18 protein-coding genes are annotated in these 22,590 nt (G+C 45.0%); 11 read left to right on the plus strand and 7 right to left on the minus strand.

The window, feature by feature from the left end; all coding sequences use genetic code 11:
• Positions 1–111 precede the first annotated feature (111 nt).
• The 3 genes from ACTHPG_RS15295 (at position 112) to ACTHPG_RS15305 (ending at position 2,783) form a co-directional block, all read left to right on the plus strand.
• Positions 112–567 carry a hypothetical protein gene (locus ACTHPG_RS15295; RefSeq protein WP_440390445.1) on the plus strand — a complete coding sequence of 152 codons (456 nt, stop codon included), beginning with the start codon at positions 112–114 and terminating at the stop codon, positions 565–567.
• 498 nt (positions 568–1,065) lie between these two features.
• Positions 1,066–2,073, plus strand: coding sequence for an ROK family protein (locus ACTHPG_RS15300; protein ID WP_440390446.1), 1,008 nt, complete (start codon positions 1,066–1,068; stop codon positions 2,071–2,073).
• Positions 2,074–2,138: 65 nt separating this feature from the next.
• Positions 2,139–2,783, plus strand: coding sequence for a sugar O-acetyltransferase (locus ACTHPG_RS15305; RefSeq protein WP_440390447.1), 645 nt, complete (start codon positions 2,139–2,141; stop codon positions 2,781–2,783).
• 56 nt (positions 2,784–2,839) lie between these two features.
• Here the strand turns inward: ACTHPG_RS15305 and ACTHPG_RS15310 are convergent, their stop codons facing one another.
• The 3 genes from ACTHPG_RS15310 to ACTHPG_RS15320 all read right to left on the minus strand — a co-directional run bounded on the left by ACTHPG_RS15310 (position 2,840) and on the right by ACTHPG_RS15320 (position 7,697).
• Entirely contained in the window at positions 2,840–4,660 is a 1,821-nt protein-coding gene (locus ACTHPG_RS15310; RefSeq protein ID WP_440390448.1) for an ABC transporter substrate-binding protein, read from the minus strand.
• 70 nt (positions 4,661–4,730) lie between these two features.
• Positions 4,731–6,242, minus strand: a complete 1,512-nt coding sequence (locus ACTHPG_RS15315) for an ABC transporter permease (RefSeq protein ID WP_440390449.1) — start codon at positions 6,240–6,242, stop codon at positions 4,731–4,733.
• A 12-nt stretch (positions 6,243–6,254) separates the two neighbouring features.
• On the minus strand, positions 6,255–7,697 hold the full coding sequence (locus tag ACTHPG_RS15320) for an ABC transporter permease (protein WP_440390450.1): 1,443 nt from the start codon (positions 7,695–7,697) through the stop codon (positions 6,255–6,257).
• A 142-nt stretch (positions 7,698–7,839) separates the two neighbouring features.
• Between ACTHPG_RS15320 and ACTHPG_RS15325 the strand changes: the two genes are divergently transcribed.
• Positions 7,840–9,591 carry an ABC transporter ATP-binding protein gene (locus ACTHPG_RS15325; protein WP_440390451.1) on the plus strand — a complete coding sequence of 584 codons (1,752 nt, stop codon included), beginning with the start codon at positions 7,840–7,842 and terminating at the stop codon, positions 9,589–9,591.
• Between the two features lie 109 nt (positions 9,592–9,700).
• On the opposite strand, the gene ACTHPG_RS15330 is transcribed toward ACTHPG_RS15325, so the two are convergent.
• The 3 genes from ACTHPG_RS15330 to ACTHPG_RS15340 all read right to left on the minus strand — a co-directional run bounded on the left by ACTHPG_RS15330 (position 9,701) and on the right by ACTHPG_RS15340 (position 12,478).
• Positions 9,701–10,480 (minus strand): hypothetical protein, encoded by a 780-nt coding sequence (locus ACTHPG_RS15330; RefSeq protein WP_440390452.1) that lies wholly within the window; start codon positions 10,478–10,480, stop codon positions 9,701–9,703.
• Positions 10,481–10,587: 107 nt separating this feature from the next.
• Positions 10,588–11,349: a LuxR C-terminal-related transcriptional regulator gene (locus tag ACTHPG_RS15335; RefSeq protein ID WP_440390453.1), complete on the minus strand. Its 762-nt coding sequence runs from the start codon at positions 11,347–11,349 to the stop codon at positions 10,588–10,590.
• A 64-nt stretch (positions 11,350–11,413) separates the two neighbouring features.
• A complete protein-coding gene (locus ACTHPG_RS15340) occupies positions 11,414–12,478 on the minus strand; it encodes a suppressor of fused domain protein (protein WP_440390454.1) in 1,065 nt (354 codons plus the stop codon).
• 147 nt (positions 12,479–12,625) lie between these two features.
• Here ACTHPG_RS15340 and ACTHPG_RS15345 point away from each other — a divergent pair, with 147 nt between their 5' ends.
• From ACTHPG_RS15345 to ACTHPG_RS15365, 5 genes are all read left to right on the plus strand, one after another.
• The gene (locus ACTHPG_RS15345) at positions 12,626–12,919 is read left to right on the plus strand and encodes a hypothetical protein (RefSeq protein WP_440390455.1); all 294 of its coding nucleotides are present in this window, start codon (positions 12,626–12,628) and stop codon (positions 12,917–12,919) included.
• Positions 12,920–13,207: 288 nt separating this feature from the next.
• On the plus strand, positions 13,208–14,665 hold the full coding sequence (locus ACTHPG_RS15350) for a glycoside hydrolase family 1 protein (protein WP_433745939.1): 1,458 nt from the start codon (positions 13,208–13,210) through the stop codon (positions 14,663–14,665).
• Positions 14,666–14,856: 191 nt separating this feature from the next.
• Entirely contained in the window at positions 14,857–16,281 is a 1,425-nt protein-coding gene (locus ACTHPG_RS15355) for a glycoside hydrolase family 1 protein (RefSeq protein WP_440390456.1), read from the plus strand.
• 233 nt (positions 16,282–16,514) lie between these two features.
• On the plus strand, positions 16,515–17,366 hold the full coding sequence (licT, locus tag ACTHPG_RS15360) for a BglG family transcription antiterminator LicT (RefSeq protein WP_253439676.1): 852 nt from the start codon (positions 16,515–16,517) through the stop codon (positions 17,364–17,366).
• Between the two features lie 128 nt (positions 17,367–17,494).
• On the plus strand, positions 17,495–19,399 hold the full coding sequence (locus ACTHPG_RS15365) for a beta-glucoside-specific PTS transporter subunit IIABC (protein ID WP_440390457.1): 1,905 nt from the start codon (positions 17,495–17,497) through the stop codon (positions 19,397–19,399).
• A 72-nt stretch (positions 19,400–19,471) separates the two neighbouring features.
• Here ACTHPG_RS15365 and ACTHPG_RS15370 read toward each other — a convergent pair whose 3' ends face one another.
• Positions 19,472–20,377 carry a LysR family transcriptional regulator gene (locus tag ACTHPG_RS15370; protein WP_440390458.1) on the minus strand — a complete coding sequence of 302 codons (906 nt, stop codon included), beginning with the start codon at positions 20,375–20,377 and terminating at the stop codon, positions 19,472–19,474.
• Between the two features lie 183 nt (positions 20,378–20,560).
• Here ACTHPG_RS15370 and ACTHPG_RS15375 point away from each other — a divergent pair, with 183 nt between their 5' ends.
• Together ACTHPG_RS15375 and ACTHPG_RS15380 are read left to right on the plus strand one after the other, a co-directional pair.
• Positions 20,561–21,154: an ankyrin repeat domain-containing protein gene (locus tag ACTHPG_RS15375; RefSeq protein ID WP_440390459.1), complete on the plus strand. Its 594-nt coding sequence runs from the start codon at positions 20,561–20,563 to the stop codon at positions 21,152–21,154.
• A gap of 53 nt (positions 21,155–21,207) precedes the next feature.
• Positions 21,208–22,551 carry a uracil/xanthine transporter gene (locus tag ACTHPG_RS15380; protein WP_440390460.1) on the plus strand — a complete coding sequence of 448 codons (1,344 nt, stop codon included), beginning with the start codon at positions 21,208–21,210 and terminating at the stop codon, positions 22,549–22,551.
• The last annotated feature ends 39 nt before the right edge of the window (positions 22,552–22,590 follow it).

Raw genomic sequence — 22,590 nt, forward strand, 5'->3', positions numbered from 1 at the left:
AGCACAGGAACAATGCACGGCATGTGTGAGAATGGTAGTAGAGGGTTTATCATAATCCTTCTATGAATGACTGTATGAGGTTGAGAAACGAGAGGATGGAAGGAGCAATTCATGATGAAGCAGCGTGAAGGCAGATCGTGGTTACTCATTTTGATGCATGTATTTCTGGGGATTGGGGCGATCGTTGGAGGAAGCATATTAATCATCGACCCGACTGGAAGTATGGTAAATTTGCCCGAATCTTTGTTGCAGAATTCACCGTTTTCCAGTTTTTTGTTGCCGGGAATCCTTCTATTGCTTGTTCTTGGTGTAATGCCTGTCATGATTGCTATTGCGCTCATCCGCAATGCTCATTGGGGGCTGGGGGAGAGATTCAATCTCTATCCTGACCGTTACTGGGCCTGGACTTTTTCTTTATACACAGGGTTTGCCCTCATCATCTGGATTATGGCGCAGGTGTATTGGATTCAGGATGTCTCTATCATTCACCTGGTCTATTTTGCATGGGGAGTGGGTATTCAAGTTGTGACTTTATTGCCTGCTGTACAGCGAATATACTCGAAATAAACTGCTTGTATATGGGACAAACGGCTGTCGAAAGAATCGTTGAATGATTCTTTCGGCGGCTAATTGTTATGGACATCGAGTGGAAATATGTTGCTGTAGTTGACAAAGAACTGATATCCTCGCATACTTACTTAATATACTTTATAAAGCTTATTTATTAATTAAATAATGAAGCACATGTGAGGAATATCGCAAAATCATAAATCTGCAGGAAACAGGGAGGTGTGCATGAATGGCATATGTTATTATGGCGATTATAATTTGGGCTGGTACCTATGCTAGTATGGCCTTGTCGAAACAGCCGATTGAAGTGAAACCTGTGAAAACGATGGATGATTTATTTGAGTGAATAGAGCAGCTTTGACGATTTCGATTATTGGTGAGCACGAAGGAATTCGTGGGTTCGAGTAAGGTATTGCGTTGTGCTATGATATGGAGTGAAATGACATCCATACCATTGCTTTGGCTCCATTGAACCAGAGTAGAAACGAGAGGATTATGAAAAAAGCCAATGCTACAATGATGAAATACATCAATTTGAATAATGTGCGTGAAGTCATGCAGCAGATTGAGACGGCGACCAAACCGCAATTAGCCTCACTAACCAATCTTAGTGTTGTTACCGTTAATGCACTGATCCAGGAGTTATGTGATGGCGGAGAGTTGTTCCAGGATAAAGTGGTTCCCTCGAATGGCGGTCGTCCTGCTCAGGCATATCGATATAATTATAATTTCAAGCTTGCTTTGGTTCTTTACATCAAAGAGATGAAAGGCCAGGAGTTGATTTCGGCTACGGTCATGAATCTGGAGAATAAGGTTGTTTTGAAGGAAGAGAGCATCCTGCCTACTTTTGATAAACAACATGTGCTGCAACTTATCGCGCGTTTCGTTGCGGAGTACCCCTCCATTGATATGATTGGCATCGGCATTCCAGGACAAGCCGTGGACGGGGACATCACCGTGAGCAGTCATGATGAGCTGATCCATTCCCATCTGATCCGGGAGATCGAGAGTGAGTTCCAACTGAACGTTCTCGTGGAGAATGATGTGAATGCAGCGATTAGCGGGTACTGTACACAGCATGCAGATATGAAGGAACAGAGTGTAGCAGGAATTTATTTTCCGAACCGATATCCGCCGGGTATGGGCATGATGTTGAATGGACAGATGATTCGCGGGAAAAACGGGATGTTTGGTGAAATTAAGTATCTTCCTTATTCACCAGATTGGAAACGTGACATAAGCAAAGATGACTTTGTAGTGCAGGTATGTCATATTCTGCAAACAATCAATGCCGTCGTTGCACCGCACCAGATTGTTATTTATCAGGAACGTGTGGAGAGAGAAGAGCTGGATTTGGCGTGGAAACAGTATGGGGAGCAGCATCCCATGCCGTCATTGCCCGAGATCGTGCATCAGGACTCGTTCCAACATGATTTTGATGCTGGATTAAGGGGAATGGTTCTTCAGGCATTGAAATCAAGCATTCTATCAGAAGCCCTATAACCCCGCAGGTCATGTCAGCGGCTTTTATTTTTATTTTATAAGTGAACTCGTGATGAGGAGGATTCATGATGCGTGAAGAGGAGAGAATCATGAAGGGCATCTTGTTTAGTCCAAGTGATTCGGAATTAAAGACCATCAAAAGGCGGGCCCATAATCTCAGTCAGCGTTACAGTCAGACCTTTGAAGAACAGACTGAGGAAAGGAATGAGATATTGCAACAGCTACTGGGGCAGATCGGTGAAGGTGGATTTATGCAAGGCCCCATCTTCTTTCATTATGGTGTGCATACCCGGATAGGCGATCACTTCTTCGGTAATTACAATCTGACCGTACAAGATGATGCACAAGTGACGATCGGGGACTATACCAGTTTTGGTCCCAACGTTACGATTGTTACCCCCATTCATCCCATGATTGCCAGCGAGCGGAGACAGATGGTGGATCAGAAGGGTGATGTGAAGTCGCTGTGTTATGCCAAACCGGTCACGATTGGTAACGATGTATGGATCTCGGCAAACGTTACCGTTTGCGGGGGAGTTACGATTGGAGATGGATGTGTCATCGGAGCAGGCAGTGTCGTGACTCGTGATATTCCACCACATTCATTTGCCGCAGGCGTTCCGTGTAAAGTGATTCGCAAAATTACTGAAGCAGACAGCATGCGAAATTACCCCGATATTTTGGCAGATTGCCGTGTGCCGGAAGAATAAAAAAAGGCTGTCACCAGGATCGGTAGATGATCCGGTGACAGCCTTTTTGGTAACGTTTATTTGGAGGCGTTATAGTTGCTCAAGAATTCTTTTACTTTTGCAGGATCAGCTTTCAATTCATTCCCCGTCTGAACGAGCGGGCTTACTGTGGAGTATGCTTTGAGTTTGTTGTTCTTGTAGAAGCTCAAAATCTCATCCTGATTAATGGAGTACAGTACGGCTTTTCTCAGGTCGCTGCTCTTGGCAACATCACGATTGGCCGTGTTAAACAGGAGATAAGAAACGGCGTTGCTTGGGATACTTTGCAGTGTCAGCTTACTGTCATTTTCGATGATGTCATACTTGGTTTCAGGTACGCCGTAATATAAGTGAATTTCACTGCTGCGAAGAGCAGAGAGGGCGCTGTCTGCATCCGCGATGAACCGGACATTGACCTGGGCGATTTTCGGCGCATATTCAGTGCCTTTGCGGTATCCCGGATTTTGCAAGAATACAGCTTCGTAGTCATTTTTATAAGACAAAATATAAGGTCCGCTAGTATAGAGGGTGTTATTATATGCTGCGCCTTCAGTTACCGTGTTCTGATCACCGTAAGGAATATCTTTGTTGACGTCAAAGGAAGCTACATCATATGTGTTGATGCTCTCCACCTGTTTTTTGGACACGATCCCGGCAGATTGGTGAGCCAGGTAGTTCAGTACTTGTGGGAAAGGTTCCGTTGTTGTCAGTTTAACGACCTGATATTTTCCTGCGCTATTATCCGCTTTGGTTTTGTCAGTTACGAGTTCTGTAATTTTGCTGCCCAGTCCTTGTTCCAATGCTTCGAGGATTGTGCCGTTACCGCTGGATTGTTTAATGGATTGCAATGCACTCAGATCCGTTACAACCTCAGCTTCTTTGATGTGTTCATGCAGACTGTATGTCCGGTGATCCGGAACGGAATCTTTGTTTTTCGCACGATCCAGGGAGAAGATGACATCATCTGCACCCACACGTTCGCCTGTATCTACAGCTTTTTTGTTATCAATCTTCGCAAAGTTGATATCGTCTCTGAGAATGAAGTAGTAGTCTGAATTACCTTCGGCAATGCTGAAATTATGAGACAGTGATCCTTCTGCTGTCAGTTGATCGTCATCCGTGAGGTTAACGAGACGTACATACATATTCGTATTCAACTGGTTGATGGAACCGTCATTTCCTTTGATCGGATCAAGGGAAGTCAGTACGGATGCGCTTTGCGTCAGAATCAACGGATCTTTGGCATTTTTGGAGCTGTCTTTGAACTCAATCGGTTCCCAAGCCATCGCGCGGGATTTGGAGAGACGCACGGTGTCGACATTCAGAATGTCTTTGTTCACAGCCTGACTTTTCAGGGAAATGTACAGAGGAGCGATGTACGCCTGATCGGTTACCAAACGATCCTCCAATTGTTTATACGTATCCTTGTATTCGTCTGGTGTTTGGGTAGCGGCCTGATCAATGAGCTTATCAATCTCCTCATCTGCGAGGATGCTGTAATCTCCACCTGTTTTGAAAAGGGAACGTACCGCATAGTCGGGATTTCCCGTTACCGTAGTCCAGCTGGACAAGGCAATGTCATAATTCCCTGCATCCTGCTGGGATTTGAAGCTGCCGTAATCCGGCTGCAGGTTCAGCTTCACATTGAAGCCGTTTTTGGTCAGCTGGTCACGGACAATGTTTACATCATTTTCGGAAGAACTCATGGCGAGCAGCTCAATGTCTGCCGGTTTTTGTGCAGTTTCTGTGGTGTCCGCTGGTGCGGTCTCCGCCTGGGATTCGGTTTTCGTTTTTACACTGCAGCCGGAAATCACAATGACGAGAATTAATAGCAGTGAGATCAGTGTCCGTTTTTTCATGGGATTACCCTCCATATCTAGAATGTGTGATGTGTGAATTTTTATATATTTTCTTCATTCAACCAATCATTTAGGCCTTCTCCAGTTTGGGATCAAGCGCATCACGCAGACCGTCTCCGAGGAAGTTAAACGAAAGAACCAGCAAAATAATAGCCAAGCCTGGATAAATGGCCAGATAAGAGTGAGTCTCCAGGTATGTGCTGCCCAGCTTCAGAATGTTACCCCATTCCGGAATATGCGGCTCCACGCCGAGTCCCAGATAACTCAGACTGCTGGTAGCAATAACAGCTCCGCCAATCGTGAGTGTAGATTTGATAATCATGGGGGCAAGGGAGTTGGGAATAATGTGTTTGAATATAATCGTACGATTGTTGTACCCCAGTGCACGCGCAGCTTCCACAAATTCAAAAGTAGATACATAGAGTACACTGGCTCTCATCGTACGGGCGTACGTTGGAATGGAACCCAGACTAAGCGCCAGAATAAGATTGACGGTGTTGGCTCCGAACGCTGCAATAATCGCAATGGCGAGCAGAATTCCCGGAATCGCATAGAGAATATCAAGCAGACGCATGATGATATTATCCGTATGCCTGCCGTAGAAGCCGGAGAGCGCTCCGAGGACTCCACCGATCAACACAGGAATGATCGTCGACATGCAACCTACAATCAAGGAGATCCGTGCACCGAATACAATCCGGGAAAATAAACATCGTCCGAAGTCATCCGTTCCCAACGGATACGCCAGGGAAGGGGATTGAAGCAGAGCGGAATAGTTATTTTCCACAGCCATGCTGTAGTCAAAGGTAAAGAAACTGCAGATGGATATCGAGAACAGAAAAATGATAAAAAACAAACCGGACATGGCCGTCATATTCGGAGCAAGGCGCTCCCACAGATCATTCCAGAAGTTTGATTTTTGTTTCCCCTGTCTGCGAATGCGTCCAATGATGGAAATACCGAGCAATAGTGCAAATACATTACCTGTGATCGAGGTCAGCATCAGCACTGCACTGACACCGATCATCCAGCGAGGAAGGATCGAGGTCGCGTTATATCGGGATACGATAATCAGTACGACCAAGTCAATGACCAGAATAAATATCAGCACCGCCATGGCTGGCAGAAAGTTGTCAGCCACATAAGGTTTGAAGATATTTAACGCGGATACACCGATCACGAACAGCTGGGTTAACAGCATGTATACCGCAAAGGTATAATCCACGTTTCTGGATTTTCGAATCAGATGAAAGGCTGCCGTCACGATAAATATATTGCCTGAAATGATAGCAAGCAGCTGAACCCATGCCAGCCTGCGAGTCAGAGCAGAGACGGTACCGGTGCGAATCAAGTCTTTTCGAATCCGAAACGTGATGACCGTTTGAACCAGTGTGAAAAATAAGTAGATCCCAAGGATCGTTAGCAGAAATGGTTTGAACGTCTGCTCGCTCCAGTCATAACTGTTGAACAGGAACAATGCAGTCAAGAGAAGGGACGTGACCCAAGCGAAGCTAGCCTGACTGTATTCACGAGAAGACTTAAGCCGGAAACGCATTTCTTGTGTTAAGGACGAGTTTGTCATAGTACACCTGCTTTAATATTGTTTCATCTTGGAGCGCACTCTTGGATCAACAAAAGCGTAGAGCAGATCAACCGCTACATTGATAATGGAGATCGTAATGGCAGTGTATATTACTCCGCCCATGATACTCGGAATATCGGGAATGAATTGCTTATCCACAATGTAACTGCCGAGACCGCTGATATTGAACACTTTCTCCGTTACCGCTGCCCCGCCCAACATGGCCCCGAACTGAAGTCCAACCACAGTTACAATTGGAATCAATGCATTGCGTACTGCGTGTTTCAGCATGACTTGACGTTCGCTTAATCCTTTGGCACGGGCGGTCATCACATAATCCTCATGAATGACTTCCAGTGTGGAAGACCGGGTCATCCGAGCCACTGCAGCGGTCAGTCCCGTACCCAGCACAATGGTGGGCATAATGATCGACAGCCAGTTCTGCGGGTTAAAGGTGGCGGGAAGCCACTGCATTTTGATCGAGAAGTTCAGAATGAAAATAAGTCCTTGCCAGAAATTCGGGATCGATAAACCAATCAGAGCAATAAACATGAAGGTGTAGTCGAACCACGAATTAGGCTTAATTGCAGAGATGATACCAATGGGCAATGCAATGACGAGTGCTAATAGCAGGGAGATGACCGCCAGCGTCAAGGTAATGGGAAACTTCCTTGCAATCGTTGCAGTTACGTCTTCATTTCCTGCAAAAGACTTGCCAAGATCGAAGAAGGCGACTCCCTTGATATTGTTCCAGAGCTGTGTAAGATAAGGCTGATCCAAGCCATAGACTTGATTGAATGCTGCAATCTGTTCCTGCGTCGCTGTCTCTCCCAGAATGTTAGCTGCCGGGTTGAACGGAGACAGATACAAAATCGTAAATACGAGTGTGGCTACGCCCAGAATGACAAATACCGTCATCAGTATTCTTTCAAATATGTACTTTAGATAAGGATTACCATACAAAAACAGGATGCCATACATCAGACAGCCTGGAATAATGGATATCGCGAAAAACCATGGTTTATCGATCAATGAGTGGAACGTATCGGCCATTGTAAGACGTTGATTTCCCTGTTCCTGAAGTATGCGGGATGTCCGCTCCTTCAACGCTGTCTGAACACTTTCTTCCAACCAGTCCTCGGTCTGACGCTTGAATTCTACCTCACTGACCTGCTGCTGGAAAAAACGATGTTTGCGACGCAGTTGTTCTTCCACTTCCAACTTCAGCTTGTTCCGGTAGGAAGAAGCGAGCAATTCTTGCTCAGCCGCCTGCCTGGCAGCTACCCAGCCGTCATTTTTTCGATTCGAACGCCATATTAGAAACACGACCAGATTGATCGGTAATCCAAGAATGAACAGAACATATCGGTAAGAAGGATGAAGCAGCATTTTGCCATAAATAAAACTTAAATTGTCCACCAACCGCGAGATCCTGCTGCCTTCTGCAAAATTCAAACCAAACGTACCTCCTTTCATTCAGGTTTAAATTGCATTATTCCGATTGATATAGTATATATTATTTAGGGTCTAAACAATTGTCAAGGTAATAATTGTATACATATGGGTAGGCGAAAAACGGATGAGAGCTGGTGATATCATGGAACCTTTACTGAAAGTTAATGATCTATCTGTCTCTTTTCACTCCGGAGAGAGTGAGTTTCAGGCAGTGCGAGAAGTGAGTTTTGAAGTGCGAAAAGGCGAGACGCTTGGCATTGTAGGAGAATCGGGTAGTGGAAAGAGTGTAACCGCACGTTCCATTATGAGGCTGCTTGCCTCCCCGCCTTCACAGATGAAGAATGGAGAAATTCTATTTAAGGGTGTCGACCTTGCCAATAAAACGCAGAAAGAGATGGAGAGCATCCGTGGACGTGATATTGGCATGATCTTTCAGGATCCGATGAGTTCCCTTAATCCGACAATTAAAGTGGGTAAACAGATCTCCGAGAGTTTGATCAAACACCAGAAGGTGTCCAAAAGGGAAGCCAAGAAACAGGCGATTGCCATGATGGAGCGGGTGGGAATAACTCGCAGCGAAATACGCTACAACCAGTATCCACATGAATTCTCCGGAGGTATGCGTCAGCGGGTTATGATTGGTATTGCACTTGCTTGTCGTCCTGAATTACTCATTGCCGATGAACCGACAACCGCACTGGATGTTACCATACAGGCACAGATTCTGAACTTGATGAAAGATATGCAGGATCAACTGGGCACATCGATTATCCTGATCACCCATGATTTGGGCGTAGTAGCAGGCATGTGTGACCGGGTTGTTGTGATGAAAGAAGGGCAGATTGTGGAGACCGGGACTACGACAGAGATTTTTGCTAATCCCAAGCACCCGTACACAATCAGGCTTCTGAATGCATTGCCACGTCTGGATCAGAAGAAAAAGCCCAAACCGGTATCATTGGTCCCGCGAGATCTGGAAGATGAGAAGCCGCTGCTTGAGGTGAAATCGCTCAAACAACATTTTAATCTGGGCAAAGGGAACACCTTAAAGGCTGTGAATGATATCAGTTTCCATATTCGGCAAGGAGAGACACTCGGTGTTGTAGGGGAATCTGGCAGTGGAAAATCAACCACGGGGCGGGCCATTCTGCGATTGCATGAGCCAACAGGTGGGGATGTGCTGTTTAAGGGAGTTCCGCTTAATCGTCTGTCCGCTTCGGAGATGAAAACGATGCGCAGACATATGCAGATTATTTTCCAGGACCCCTATGCATCTTTGAATCCCAAAATGAGAATTATGGATATTATTGGAGAAGCGCTTGATATCCATCAACTTGCTGGCAATGCCGCTGAGCGGGAGAAGCGGGTAGAGGAACTACTGGAAATGGTGGGTCTTGATCCTACCCATGCGCAGCGTTATCCTCATGAATTCTCAGGTGGACAGAGACAGCGAATTGGTATAGCGCGAGCACTGGCTGTGGAGCCGGAATTCATCGTATGTGACGAACCGCTATCTGCACTGGATGTTTCCATACAGGCTCAGATCGTTCAACTGCTTGAAGAGTTGCAGCAGCGACTCGGATTGACCTATCTCTTCATTGCGCATGACTTGTCCATGGTTAAACATATCAGTGATCGAGTGGCTGTTATGTATAACGGGAAAATAGTGGAGCTCGCTGAGAGTGAAGAATTGTATTCTAACCCGCAACATGCTTATACCAAGGCATTGCTATCTGCTATTCCTGTGCCTGATCCGGCAATAGAAGCGAAGAAAAAGAGGCATGTTGTCAAAGAAGCGGCTAGGGAAAATGTGGACGTAGAGGACCGTTATAATCTGGAACATTCCAGTTGGGTAGAAGTCACGGAAGGACATTGGGTTGCCATATCTGGCTAGTGTTCATATCTGTGTTATTTTATAAAAGAAGCCCCGCCAACGATCTAAGGAGATCGTTGGCGGGGCTTTGTCATGTATAATCGGTACAATCGTAATCTTGGAAATTCAATTATTTGAATTGAACCGATTTCTTGATGGTATCAATCTCGGCTTTGGTCGCATCATCCATGTATGTGAAGATGAAATTGAAAGCATAACCTTCAATAATTGTACTATAGTAGTCCTGAGTAATGGTTGAACCATCACCTGCATCCATCGTAATTTGCATCAGATCCATCTCTTTACCACCGATAGTTTCGGTTGTGAAATCCTTGTAATCGTAAGGGAACTGGCTATCCACCATGAATTTTTTGGTTGCTTCCAGGTAGTCTTTACCTGTACGAATGCCCTGCAACAAGCTTACTTTCTCAGCAATCGCCATTGCGGAAGGACCAACTTGACCTCCATCCAATGGGTACTGTGAAGCCATAAGCAGATTCAATGTTTTGGTCTGAGACAGTTCAATTTGTTTTTTCTTGGTTTCATCATCACCAGCAATCGCTTCGGATGAGGCACTTGTCAGTTCATTCATGCCTGCAGCATCCTGGAACTCCCAAGCTTCCGGGAACTTCAGAGATACACCAAAGTAGTCGTTGGAATAAGATCCTTTTTCCGTAGTCCCCAGCTCAACGTCTTGGGAGTTGTCGGTTTCCTTTGATTCTTCACTTGCTGGTTCTGTGTTATCTGTTTCTTCCGTATTTGCTGTTTCGGAATCTGTGCCAGTTGTTGTTTCAGTCGCGGCAGGCTCTTTTGTTGCTGCGGTGTTATCTGCTTTGTCACCGCAAGCAGCTGCAACCAGCATAATCATAATGAGCATTGCGAATAAAGAAGCTTTCTTTGGAATTGTCATATTACCCTCCTGAAATGTGTGTGTTTTCTCTCTCTACATCTTGCTTGTTACCTAAATTGTAGCACAAACGTTCTCATTTACTACCTATAGGAATCTATAGGGGTCCTTTATAAATAAGACAATCGGCTGGCAATTGAAACAGCTTCGGTGCTGGACTGCACACCTAATTTGTTGAAAATCACTTTTTTGTGATGATTCACGGTGCATTCCTTGATTTTCAATTGTAAAGCAATGGCTTTCACGGTGAGGCCTTCCGCTATCATTTCCAGAATGGTTAACTGACGCTTGGTGAACTCCACTGCTGGTTTCTCACAAGGTTCAGCAGCCTTTTGACTCTGGTAACTGTTCTGCATATATGCGGGAATTAGCTTGGCAATAGCAATCAGCTCACCCTGCATATTCGCGTTAATGGTAGACACATCCAGATAACCGAAATGTTGCGATCCCATATATAGAGGTGCAGCGTAACAATGCCAACTTTGGAAATAGGGGCTTTCGTGCTGCTCGGGCAATAGCAGTACGGGAGTATTGTTGTCCATCGTTACAGATATGGCGTTTACACCACAGCACTCTGCAGTGAAGAACATGCCCGGACGAATGGGGGAATGTTCTACTACATCTTGAAGATCTGAACTGTAATTCATAGAGAGGAGCACACCGTTGGTATCTGTCAGTAGAAAAAGATAAGTGCCCGTTAGATTTTCTTGGATAACCGAGATGCTGTTCTGGAAGGCATGGATCAGGAAATGATTGATTTTACGAAGCCTATCCAGACTGGATTTCGGTAAATATTCAAACGAAGCCGTTCCTGTTGCATGCGAGCAAGAATGGGACTCGTCGTGTCGTGAGACAGATGTAATGGCAGGCATATGGTTTCCTCCTTGCTGCACAATCGTTAAATACTAAACTTCTTATATCGAATCTGATATGTTCTTATCCAATCGTTTGAATGATGTTTCCTTCCTGATCCTTAATTTCTGTTTTAACGATCTGAACGAGCATATGATCCAATGAAGTGATCTGGAATGTTCCTTCAGCCGGACGAAGGTTCTGAGCCAGCTCCTCAACAATCTGTGTGTTCACCGTCACTGTAATTTGTTTATCTGATTCCAGTACTGCAGGAACTTCTCCAGCTTCAAAAAGGATATTAATATCCGGTCCGATCAAGGACAGAGATTCACCTTTCGAGATTCGGCTACGAAGGATGGTACCAACTAATGCGGCTTGTTTGGCACCAAGCTGGAGTTTGGCCGGCACCGACTTTTGAAGTAATTTTTTGTGAGGCGACTCCCAATCCAGTTGTTGTATGAATAAAAACGCTGTGCTGGACCCGTCCTTTTCAATTCCTTGCTCGACCGCTTGTATAACCGAGGGAATATCTGCGTACGAATTTCTCATCAGATCCGTCACATAGTTGGGCATGAATATGGAGGAGGCCGACAGGAAGCCACGAGCATTCCAGCTCTGGATCATTTCCAGTTCCCGACCTGTAATGCCAACCATCTGAATAAATTGCACTGAACCATTAGGCGTAGAGATCGCGGGTAAATCCGGGTCCTCAATGAACGAGAGTGCAGTCAGCAAAGTATCGGAATCCAGACAGATCGGACCATTGGCGTCCATGTAATCTCCTGGCTGAAAGATATTTCCGCTGCTGAAAACGTAACGTCCTACATTTTGTAGCAGATTCAGCGCCCAGGCTGGCGGTTCAGTCTCTTCTTCACTGCGTGTAAGACGAAATGTGAGTTCAAAACCATACCCGCTTTTGGATGTATCCTGTATCTCTTTTTCATATAATTCAGAGAAACCATATGTGACAAAATGCCAGTGAGACATAGGGGTGTTCACCGCATAAACGCTTATGCCATCAAGTGGATCGGGACCTCCGAGCATATAAGGAATGGAGGTGCCATAATGCTTCGGTTCCTGCTCTCCGTACAGTTCTTCGATAGCTTTGTCAATCGCATCCCAACCGGATGTATTTTCTTCGTGAGTCATTTTTGAATCCTCCTTGACTGTTCTTTCCCCCGAAAAACATTTAAAATTAAGTCTACCTGTTACAGAAGTGGTTTCAAGCGGCTTAAGGATGAATTGTGTGATATAGGACCACAGGGTTACAAATGGCAATATGGGGAGTGAAGTTACATGAGTATGAAAGATATGTATTTAAGTGAGTTTAATCAGGCAAACTGGGACTCATTTTCCGAACTGTTTGAAGAACTTGGGCAAGAGCTGGACCCCAAGTGGGTTGAACGTGCGCGATTACAAGAGATTCCGGCGGATATAAGTCGGGTGCTTTTGTGTGAAATGGGGGAATATGCTTTTGAATGGATCGCAAAAGACATCCCGGCTCTAGGGGACCAAAGTCCTGCTGCTTACCTGAAAATGGAGGGAGGAGCGCTGGCATTAAGGGCAGCCATTATGCATATGCCACGCTAATTTTTCCGCTGGTGAGATTGTGCGACGATCATATGATCTAGTGAAGTTGATTTTGCAAAATAGATATGTTACGCTTACATTACAAGAGCGAACACAACAGAATATGCAATAACATCTTTTGATGGATTGTAACTGTGAAGACAGGCAAAACCTAAACTGATGGTGAAATGAAGGCTCCTTTTTTTGGTGCTATTTTACCTTGAGTTTAGGTTTTTCTTGTTTTCTGCTCTTCATTACAGTTCGTTACCTTGAAAAACCAAAATAAATTTCGAAAAGAGGTTGTTGTTCATGACCACGGCAAAAAAAGGATTCCCCGAAAACTTCCTATGGGGCGGCGCTACAGCTGCCAATCAATTGGAGGGTGCATTCGATAAGGACGGCAAGGGCCTCTCCACAGCGGACATGATCGCTCATGTTCCCAAAGAGAAGCGTACAGGCGGACATGCCATGGAAATTTCCTCTTCCCGAATTGAAGAGATCCTCTCCGGCAAAATTGAAGAACGTTTCCCGAAACGTTTTGGTATTGATTTTTATCATCACTTTAGAGAAGATATTGCGTTGTTCGCTGAAATGGGCTTCAAAGTATTCCGTTTGTCCATTCACTGGGCCCGTATTTTCCCGAACGGTTATGATCAAGAGCCGAATGAAGCAGGCTTGAAATTCTACGATGAAGTATTCGACGAGTTGTTGAAATATGGCATCGAGCCACTCGTTACATTGTCTCACTATGAGACACCGCTTGGCTTGACGCAAAAATATAATGGCTGGGCTGGTCGTGAAGTGATCCAGCACTACGTTCGTTATGCAGAAACGGTGTTTAACCGTTATAAAAATAAAGTGAAATACTGGCTGACGTTTAATGAAATTAACGTTATGCTGTTCAGCCCTTACACTGGCGGCGGCATTCTGATCGATAAAGTGGACAACAAGCTGCAAACAACCTATCAAGCGCTGCATCATCAATTTGTAGCAAGCGCATTGGTAACGAAACTTGCACACGAGATTATCCCTGGTTCCCAAGTGGGTTGTATGCTTGCGCGTATGGAAACGTATGCTGCAACATGTAATCCGGTTGATGTTCGTCTGGCTCAACATGAGAACCAGATCAACCTCTTCTTCACAGACATGCATGCTCGTGGTAAGTATCCGAATTACATGGCTCGTTATTTTGAAGAGAATAACATTGTCATTCAAAAAGAAGCAGGCGATGACGAGATCTTGCTGAACAATACAGTAGATTTCATCTCCTTCAGCTACTACATGTCCGTAACCAAATCTGCATCTGCAGACAAGGAAGAAACAGCGGGTAACCTGACTGGCGGCGTGAAAAATCCTTATCTGGAAGCGTCCGACTGGGGCTGGGAGATCGATCCGATCGGTCTGCGCGTAACCCTGAACAACTTCTGGGATCGTTACCAGAAACCATTGTTCATCGTAGAAAATGGTTTGGGTGCCTATGATAAAGTTGAAGAAGACGGTTCGATCCATGACTCCTATCGTGTGGATTACCTGAAAAAACACATCGAACAAATGAAAGAAGCCATCAAAGATGGCGTGGATCTGATTGGATTCACAGCATGGGGCCCGATTGACCTGGTGAGCATGTCCACTTCCGAAATGTCCAAACGTTATGGTTTCATCTACGTGGATCTGGATGACGAAGGCAACGGAACACTCAAACGCTCCAAGAAAGATTCGTTCGACTGGTACAAAAACGTAATCTCCAGCAATGGTGAGCAGCTGTAATTCTCCCGTTTCAAGGATTGTTACCGCATAAAAGCGGGCAAAACCTAACACAAAAGTTGGCATGGAAGGAATCTGATATTCCTGACAGCCCTTTTAGTTGGAGATTGTCCGCTTTTTCATGTCGGCAAAGGATAGAGTAATGCGTTTAGACAAAGAATGAAAATATCGTTAATTAGAGAGGAATGATTGATATGACTACACCATTTCCGAAGGATTTCCTATGGGGCGGCGCTGTAGCAGCCAACCAACTTGAAGGAGCTTATAATACAGATGGCAAAGGCCTGTCTGTCCAAGATGTAATGCCACACGGGATTACAACACCCAGAACGGAAGCACCTACGGAAGATAACTTGAAACTGATCGGGATTGATTTCTATAACCGCTACAAAGAGGATGTTAAACTGTTTGCCGAAATGGGCTTCAAAGTGTTCCGTACATCGATCGCTTGGTCCCGGATCTTCCCTAAAGGAGATGAATTGGAGCCGAATGAGAAAGGTCTGCAATTCTATGATGACCTGTTCGATGAGTGCCACAAATACGGTATTGAACCACTCGTAACGATCTCTCACTATGAGACACCGCTGCATTTGTCCAAAACGTATGATGGCTGGGTTAACCGTAAAATGATTGACTTCTACGAGCGGTATGTAACGGTTCTTTTCAATCGTTTCAAAGGCAAAGTAAAATATTGGCTGACGTTTAACGAAATCAACTCCATTTTGGAAGAGCCATTTATGAGCGGCGGAATCTACACGCCAAAAGCTGAACTGTCCAAGCAGGATCTGTACCAAGCCATCCATCATGAGTTGGTAGCCAGTGCCCTCGCGGTGAAACTGGGTCATGAAATTATGCCTGAAGCCAAAATCGGCTGTATGGTTCTGAGTATGCCTACCTATCCGCTGACTCCGAATCCGGATGATGTGGTTGCAGCGATGCATGCTGAACAACGTAATGATATCTTTGCTGATATTCATGCACGTGGTTACTATCCGAAATACATTAATCGTTATTTCAAAGCAAATAATATCAATATCAAGTTTGAAGACGGTGATGCCGAGATTCTGAAGCATACCGTAGACTTTATCTCGTTCAGTTATTATGTAAGTATCTGTGAGACTGGTGATCCCGAGAAACGTATCGAAGGAAAAGGAAACCTGTTCGCAGGTGTACAAAACCCTTATCTTAAAGCGAGTGAGTGGGGCTGGCAGATCGATCCGCAAGGATTGCGCGTAACCTTGAACAAATACTGGGACCGTTATCAGAAACCATTGTTCATTGTCGAAAATGGTCTGGGTGCAGTGGATGAACTGATCACGGACGAAGATGGCAATAAAACGGTGAACGACGATTACCGTATTCAATACTTGAATGACCACCTGGTACAAGTGGGCGAAGCGCTTGAGGATGGTGTAGAAGTAATGGGTTATACGTCCTGGGGCTGTATTGACCTGGTAAGTGCTTCAACAGCAGAGATGAAGAAACGTTATGGTTTCATCTATGTAGATCGCAACAATGACGGTTCAGGAACATTGGATCGTTACAAGAAAAAATCATTCCACTGGTACAAGGACGTTATTGGTACCAATGGCGCAAGTCTTAAGAACAACAACGCGTAAATACTAGTTCTGAAAGCTTAGTTGTAGAAGCGCCTTCTTATGTCACATTAACGCACATTAACCGCTTTCACAAAAACATTGTCATCTGGATAATTATATGGTAAGATGGGCCTAAGGCTAATGAATACTGGATTGTTACTGTTCAATCAGGCAAAACCAGAGGCAGGGCATGTTTCATGACCTGCTTTGGTTTTGCCTTTTACTACTTTGACGGTGCAAGGTGATGTGAAGAAATGAAAATTGAGAAGGTGCTGAATAACAACGTAGTTACCGTAATAGATCCGGGAGGAAACGAACTGGTCGTTATGGGACGTGGAATTGCCTTCAAAAAGCATACTGGTGAATCGATAGACGAGAGTCTCGTCGAAAAAATATTCTCGCTTGAAAGTAAGGAAGTATCACAGAAACTCAAAACACTTCTGTCTGATATCCCTGTTGAATATGTCGAGTGCTCGGATGAGATTATCCGTTATGCCGAGACAGTGTTAGGTGAGAAGTTGCATGAAAGCATCTACATTTCACTGACGGATCATATTCATTTTGCCATTGATCGACATCGTCAAGGATTGCAGATTCGTAATGCACTTTTCTGGGAGATCAAGCGCATGTACCGGAAGGAATATGCCATTGGACTCAAGGCGCTACAGATTATTGAGGAAACGTTGGGTGTCCTGCTTCCCGAAGACGAATGCGCATTCATTGCGATGCATCTGGTTAATGCCCAGATGAACGGTGAGATGAGGGAAACGATTAGCATCACAAACATCGTTAAGGACATTCTTAATATCGTAAGACGTAGCTTTGTGATCGAGCTTGATGAAGATTCATTGAGTTATTATCGATTTTTAACTCATCTGAAGTTCTTTGCCCAACGTGTTTTGCAAGGAACGGCGATTGAAGATAAAGAAGAAGATAATCCGCTTCATGACTTGGTGAGCAAGCAGTATCCGGAAGCACATGCATGTGCAGTAAGGATCAGTGACTATACGCGTAAGATCTATAATCGGGTGTTGTCCAAGGAAGAAATACTGTATTTGACCATTCATATTGAACGCATTGTCAGAAATGAACAAACAATTGAATAAAGTTGGGATTGTTACTGCTAAAAAGGCAAAACCTAAACGTTGAATAATGATAAGCTTTTCTGCTTTGTCATTATTCAGTGTTTAGGTTTTTTTTTAACCTTCATTACACATAAAAGGAGCAAAACACAATGGATAAACAACAATTGTCCAAGGATATTTTGAAGCTTGTTGGTGGCGAAGAGAATATCGATCAAGTCACTCACTGTATGACAAGACTCAGATTTAACCTGAATGACAACCAAAAAGCGGACAAAGCGACGCTAAAAAATACACCAGGCGTTATGGGCGTGATGGAAAACGGTGGACAGTTCCAGGTTATCATTGGTAACGATGTACCTGTGGTGTATAACGCACTCGTTGGCAACATGTCCAAATCACCAACCGCAGATAATGCATCAGCTGCTTCAACTGGAGAAAAGAAAAAGAGAAATCCAATAAGTGCGTTGTTCGACTTTATTTCAGGAGTATTTACGCCAATCCTGCCAGCGATTACGGGCGCAGGTATGATCAAAGGGATCGTGGCGATCCTTGTAGCCCTGGGCTGGTTGTCTGATACTAGCTCGACCTATATCATCTTGTCTGCAATCGGGGATGGTGCCTTCTACTTCCTGCCAATCATTCTGGCAATTAGTGCTGCGCGTAAGCTCGGCAGTAATATGTATATTGCTGCAGCGCTCGCAGCGGGCATTATGCACCCGACGATTACAGCGTTGCTTGCCAATGGTGACACTACATTTGTGGGAATTAAGGTTATAGCAGCAACATATTCTTCTACGGTTATTCCGATCATTCTCGCCATCTGGATTGCTTCTTATGTAGAGAAAGCCGTTGATCGTGTTACACATGCTTCATTGAAGCTTCTGATTGTTCCGACGGTTACCCTGTTAATTATGGTTCCGCTGACGTTGATGACTGTTGGACCATTGGGTACGGTTCTTGGTAATGGTTTGTCTGGTGGTATTTCATGGTTGTTCGATAACATGTCCATCTTTGCAAGTATCCTGATTGGTGGTACGATGTCACTGTTGATCATCACAGGTATGCACTATGCACTGTTGCCGATCATTGTCGGTTCAATGACAACACTGGGTTACGACTTTATTATTCCACTGATGTTTGCAGCTAACTTGGCACAAGGTGGTGCAGCATTTGGTGTGGGTCTCAGATCTAGAAATAGCAAAACCAAATCGCTTGCCTATTCCACAGGTCTTACGGCTATTATGGGGATTACGGAACCAGCGATGTATGGTATCAACATGAAGTTCAAAAAACCATTTATTGCAGCTCTTATTGGTGGAGCTATCGCAGGCGGATTCATGGGGATTGTAAATGTTAAAGCTTATGTACTTACAGGTCTAGTGGGTCTCCCGAGTATAGCAGCATTTATCAGTCCAGCAATTAGCACACTGCTCTATGCTTTGGCAGGTGGTTTGGTTGCCATCGTAGCTGCGGCAATTCTGACGTATATTCTTGGATTCGAAGAAGAAAATGCATCGGAGCCAGCTGCACCAGTGGCTGAGCCAGCAACAGCAGCAGCAACAACTTCTGCTCCTGTTGTAACTGAAGAAGCAAAAGCACAAGATGAGCAAGTATTCAGCCCGATCACGGGTGAAGTTAAACCGCTGAGCGAAGTGCCGGACCCTGCATTCTCTGAAGAGATTATGGGTAAAGGATTCGCGATTCAACCATCTGAAGGACGTGTGGTATCTCCAATTAACGGTACAGTATTCTCATTATCGAAGAGTGGACATGCTATTGGTCTGGTGAGTGATACTGGCGCAGAGATGTTGATTCATATCGGAATTGATACCGTGAAATTGAAAGGTCAATTCTTCTCTCCTAAAGTTCAAGCAGGTGCGAAGGTTACCGTAGGTGATGTATTGATGGAGTTCGACCGGGAACAGATCGAAAAAGCCGGTTACACAACGATTACACCTGTTATTATTACAAACATGCATCAGTATGAGTCCATTGAGTCTGCTGGTCGCACGACGATCAAAGAAAAAGACTTGTTGTACACAGCGAAAGCTTAATTATACGAATGAAACAGCAGCAGCTTCATCGGAACTTAATCCGGTAAAGCTGCTGTTTTTTACTTATAGCCTTTACACCAGGGGAAGCATACCCTGTACCAATTGCACAAAGTGTTGTGCAGGCTTGGACAGATAACGGTTCTGCAGCCAGACCAGCGCCGAGCCAACCGTGGAATGCTGATCTTGAATGCGGTATACGTGGAAAGGGTGCTCTTGGTATAACTGTAGTACCGTGTGAGGCACGATGGAACTGGCGAAGCCAAGTCGGACCAGCTCCAGCAACATATTAATGTCCGAGCACTCACCCATGATGGAGGGTGTGACCTGATGTTCACGGAATTTGTCCAAAATTAGCTCGAACATACCGAGTCCTTCTGTACTTGGAAGCAGTAGAGGAATTCCTGTAAGCTGGTTGAAATAAGTCCCCATCTCCCGTCCTGGACTCATCTTCATTGGGGCATCTAGCAGTGTTGAAGAAATATAGAAGAGTGGCTCCTGAGGCAGGTGCAGCACCTCATAACGTTCGGTCTGGACAGGCATGCGTACACATGCAAGTTCAACTACGCCATCCTCCAGCAATCGGCATAATTGAGCCGATTCATTTTGTTGAATTTTATAAGTAACCTGTGGATGGGTGGTGCGGAACTGTTGCAGGGCTTGCGGGATCAGACGATCCGATATGGTATTGATGCCGATGGCGAGTTTGCCCCTTATGCCGTCACGGAAACTTTGCATCTCCATTACAGCTTCCTCCATATATTTGGTCAAGGTGACCGCATAATCATAGAAGCTGCGACCGGCCTGCGTTAGTTCCATCATACGTCCTTTGCGTTCAAACAACATCACACCAAGCTCTTCTTCCATTAACTTAAGCTGCTGGCTTAAGGGGGGCTGAGCCATGTGAAGTCTTCGGGCTGCTGCTGTAATCTGTTTCTCCTCAGCAATGGCAATGAAATAGCGACACTGTTTGATATCCAAGTGGTGGTCTCCTTCGTTTGCAAACTATATGTAATTCATATGGAAAGCCAACAAAACATGTATTTTTCATATACTATGTTCTTATGTTACCATACATTAGATTTGCATACCTGACTAACAGGGCTTGGTTTCTCTATGAATGTTACAGCATAAGAAAAACCTTGAATTGGAGGATGAAACAACGTGGCTAGAACAGATAAAACAATACATGATGCCGCTCAAGAAGGGCATACCGATGAGGTCATTCGGTTTATTACACAGGGTAGCCGGTTGAATGAACAGGATGCATTGGGGCGAACACCCCTGATGGCTGCTGTACACGGTAAGAAGATGGACACGGCAAGCATGCTAGTGGAGGCTGGAGCGGACATTAACCTTCAGGATGCACGATTGGATAACATGCTGTTATATGCGAGTGCCGCGGGCATGTATGACATGGTTGAACTGGCTATTGAAGCAGGTGCGGATACAAGGTTAACGAATCGTTTTGGCGGTACAGCCCTTATTCCAGCAGCTGATCGGGGCCATGTGGACATTGTCCAGCTTCTGCTGACACGCAGCGATGTGGATGTGAACCATATCAACAACCTGGGCTGGACAGCCTTGCTGGAAGCAGTCATTTTGGGAGATGGCGGACGGCGTCATCAGGAGATTGTTGCCCTGCTTTTGCAATATGGTGCAGATCCAAAGATCGCGGACCGGGACGGGGTTACACCGCTCGCACATGCGCGCCGGCATCAATATGCCGAGATGGAACAACTATTGACTGAAGTCTGAAGTGACATAGAGTTTTTTATAGATACTGTAGAGCGAAAGGATATTTCTTATACATGAACAGACATCAAGAGCACTTTTTACAAAAGAATATGAAGGACGTATCTTCACTTATTTTGGCAGGCATACAATGGTTTTTCTTCCTGTTCACCAATACTGTTGTTGTTCCGCTATCCATTGGACATAATTTTCATCTGTCCCCGGATGCAATCGCAGCCTCGATGCAGAACGCATTCATACTTACTGGAGCAGTATGTATTTTTCAAGCCGTATTCGGTCATCGATATGCGGTTATGGATGGTCCGTCAGGATTATGGTGGGGATTAACGCTAAGTTTAACGGTATCTGCTTCATCGGCCGGTATGAGTCTGGAACGTATTGGTGGTGGATTGGCTGCTGGTTTTCTGTTAGCGGGACTCACAATGATGATTTTGGGTTGGCTGGGGGCAGCGCAAGTGCTGCAAAAGCTGTTCACGCCCATGGTCAAAAGTGCGATGTTATTTCTAATGACGATTCAATTAACCATGAATTTTTTCAAAGGCATGATTGGATATACGGAGTTTGGCCGCTTTGATTTGCCGGTTGCCGCGCTTTCCGTTGTCATTGCATTTCTGGTCGCCTGGATTCAATTAAAGGGTAAGGGGAAGCTGGGAAACTATGCGATCCTGATTGGAATTGTGGCAGGCTGGATCGCCTATAGTTTATTGTTTCCTGGTCAACATGGTGGACAGCCGAATCAGACTTCGGCAGGTCTCACCCTGTTTCCATGGGGAGCACCTAGATGGGAACCAGGCATTGTTATTACTGCATTTTTCGTGGGGTTGGTGAATATGACGAATTCAATCACCACATTAAGTACGGTAGAGAAACTATATCAGACAGAGACAACAAGCCATCAGTACCGACGCTCTTACGCGTTAACAGGTCTATTCTCGATGTTGTCAGCCTGTGTAGGTGTGCTGCCATTTGGTTTATTTGCGTCATCGATCGGCTTCCTGGAGAGTACGCGAATTCTGCGTCGTGCTGCCTTTGTTATTGGAGCGGGGTTGTTATGTATAATAGGTCTTACACCTTCTGTCACAGCCTTTTTTGCACAAATACCACCAAGCGTTGGCAGCGCGGTTCTGTTCGTGGCGTATCTTCAAATGTTCGGTACGGCATTAAGAACGCTTGAAGGGACGACATTTAATTCTAAGACGATCTATCGTGTAGCCTTGCCGGTTCTCACAGGAGTTGCTGTAATGAATATTCCTGCTGAAGCCTTTCAAACCTTGCCCATGTACCTCGTTCCGATCATAAGCAACGGTCTCGTCATTGGTGTAGTGGTCTCACTGGTTCTTGAAAAAACCGTCAATTGGTCCAAAATGGAACAACCCGTGACAGTTAGTAAAGCGGCATAATAAGTTTCGTCTAGTGACAGTCCAATTTGATTGGGCTGT

This window comes from Paenibacillus sp. SAF-068, assembly GCF_051967555.1.
GTDB lineage: Bacteria > Bacillota > Bacilli > Paenibacillales > Paenibacillaceae > Paenibacillus.

Bases quoted from the DNA above. Each gene is read 5' to 3' on its own strand.
- ACTHPG_RS15295 (WP_440390445.1), top strand. From the start codon at position 112: ATGATGAAGCAGCGTGAAGGCAGATCGTGGTTACTCATTTTGATGCAT.
- ACTHPG_RS15300 (WP_440390446.1), top strand. From the start codon at position 1,066: ATGAAAAAAGCCAATGCTACAATGATGAAATACATCAATTTGAATAAT.
- ACTHPG_RS15305 (WP_440390447.1), top strand. From the start codon at position 2,139: ATGATGCGTGAAGAGGAGAGAATCATGAAGGGCATCTTGTTTAGTCCA.
- ACTHPG_RS15310 (WP_440390448.1), bottom strand. From the start codon at position 4,660: ATGAAAAAACGGACACTGATCTCACTGCTATTAATTCTCGTCATTGTG.
- ACTHPG_RS15315 (WP_440390449.1), bottom strand. From the start codon at position 6,242: ATGACAAACTCGTCCTTAACACAAGAAATGCGTTTCCGGCTTAAGTCT.
- ACTHPG_RS15325 (WP_440390451.1), top strand. From the start codon at position 7,840: ATGGAACCTTTACTGAAAGTTAATGATCTATCTGTCTCTTTTCACTCC.
- ACTHPG_RS15330 (WP_440390452.1), bottom strand. From the start codon at position 10,480: ATGACAATTCCAAAGAAAGCTTCTTTATTCGCAATGCTCATTATGATT.
- ACTHPG_RS15335 (WP_440390453.1), bottom strand. From the start codon at position 11,349: ATGCCTGCCATTACATCTGTCTCACGACACGACGAGTCCCATTCTTGC.
- ACTHPG_RS15340 (WP_440390454.1), bottom strand. From the start codon at position 12,478: ATGACTCACGAAGAAAATACATCCGGTTGGGATGCGATTGACAAAGCT.
- ACTHPG_RS15345 (WP_440390455.1), top strand. From the start codon at position 12,626: ATGAGTATGAAAGATATGTATTTAAGTGAGTTTAATCAGGCAAACTGG.
- ACTHPG_RS15350 (WP_433745939.1), top strand. From the start codon at position 13,208: ATGACCACGGCAAAAAAAGGATTCCCCGAAAACTTCCTATGGGGCGGC.
- ACTHPG_RS15355 (WP_440390456.1), top strand. From the start codon at position 14,857: ATGACTACACCATTTCCGAAGGATTTCCTATGGGGCGGCGCTGTAGCA.
- licT (WP_253439676.1), top strand. From the start codon at position 16,515: ATGAAAATTGAGAAGGTGCTGAATAACAACGTAGTTACCGTAATAGAT.
- ACTHPG_RS15365 (WP_440390457.1), top strand. From the start codon at position 17,495: ATGGATAAACAACAATTGTCCAAGGATATTTTGAAGCTTGTTGGTGGC.
- ACTHPG_RS15380 (WP_440390460.1), top strand. From the start codon at position 21,208: ATGAACAGACATCAAGAGCACTTTTTACAAAAGAATATGAAGGACGTA.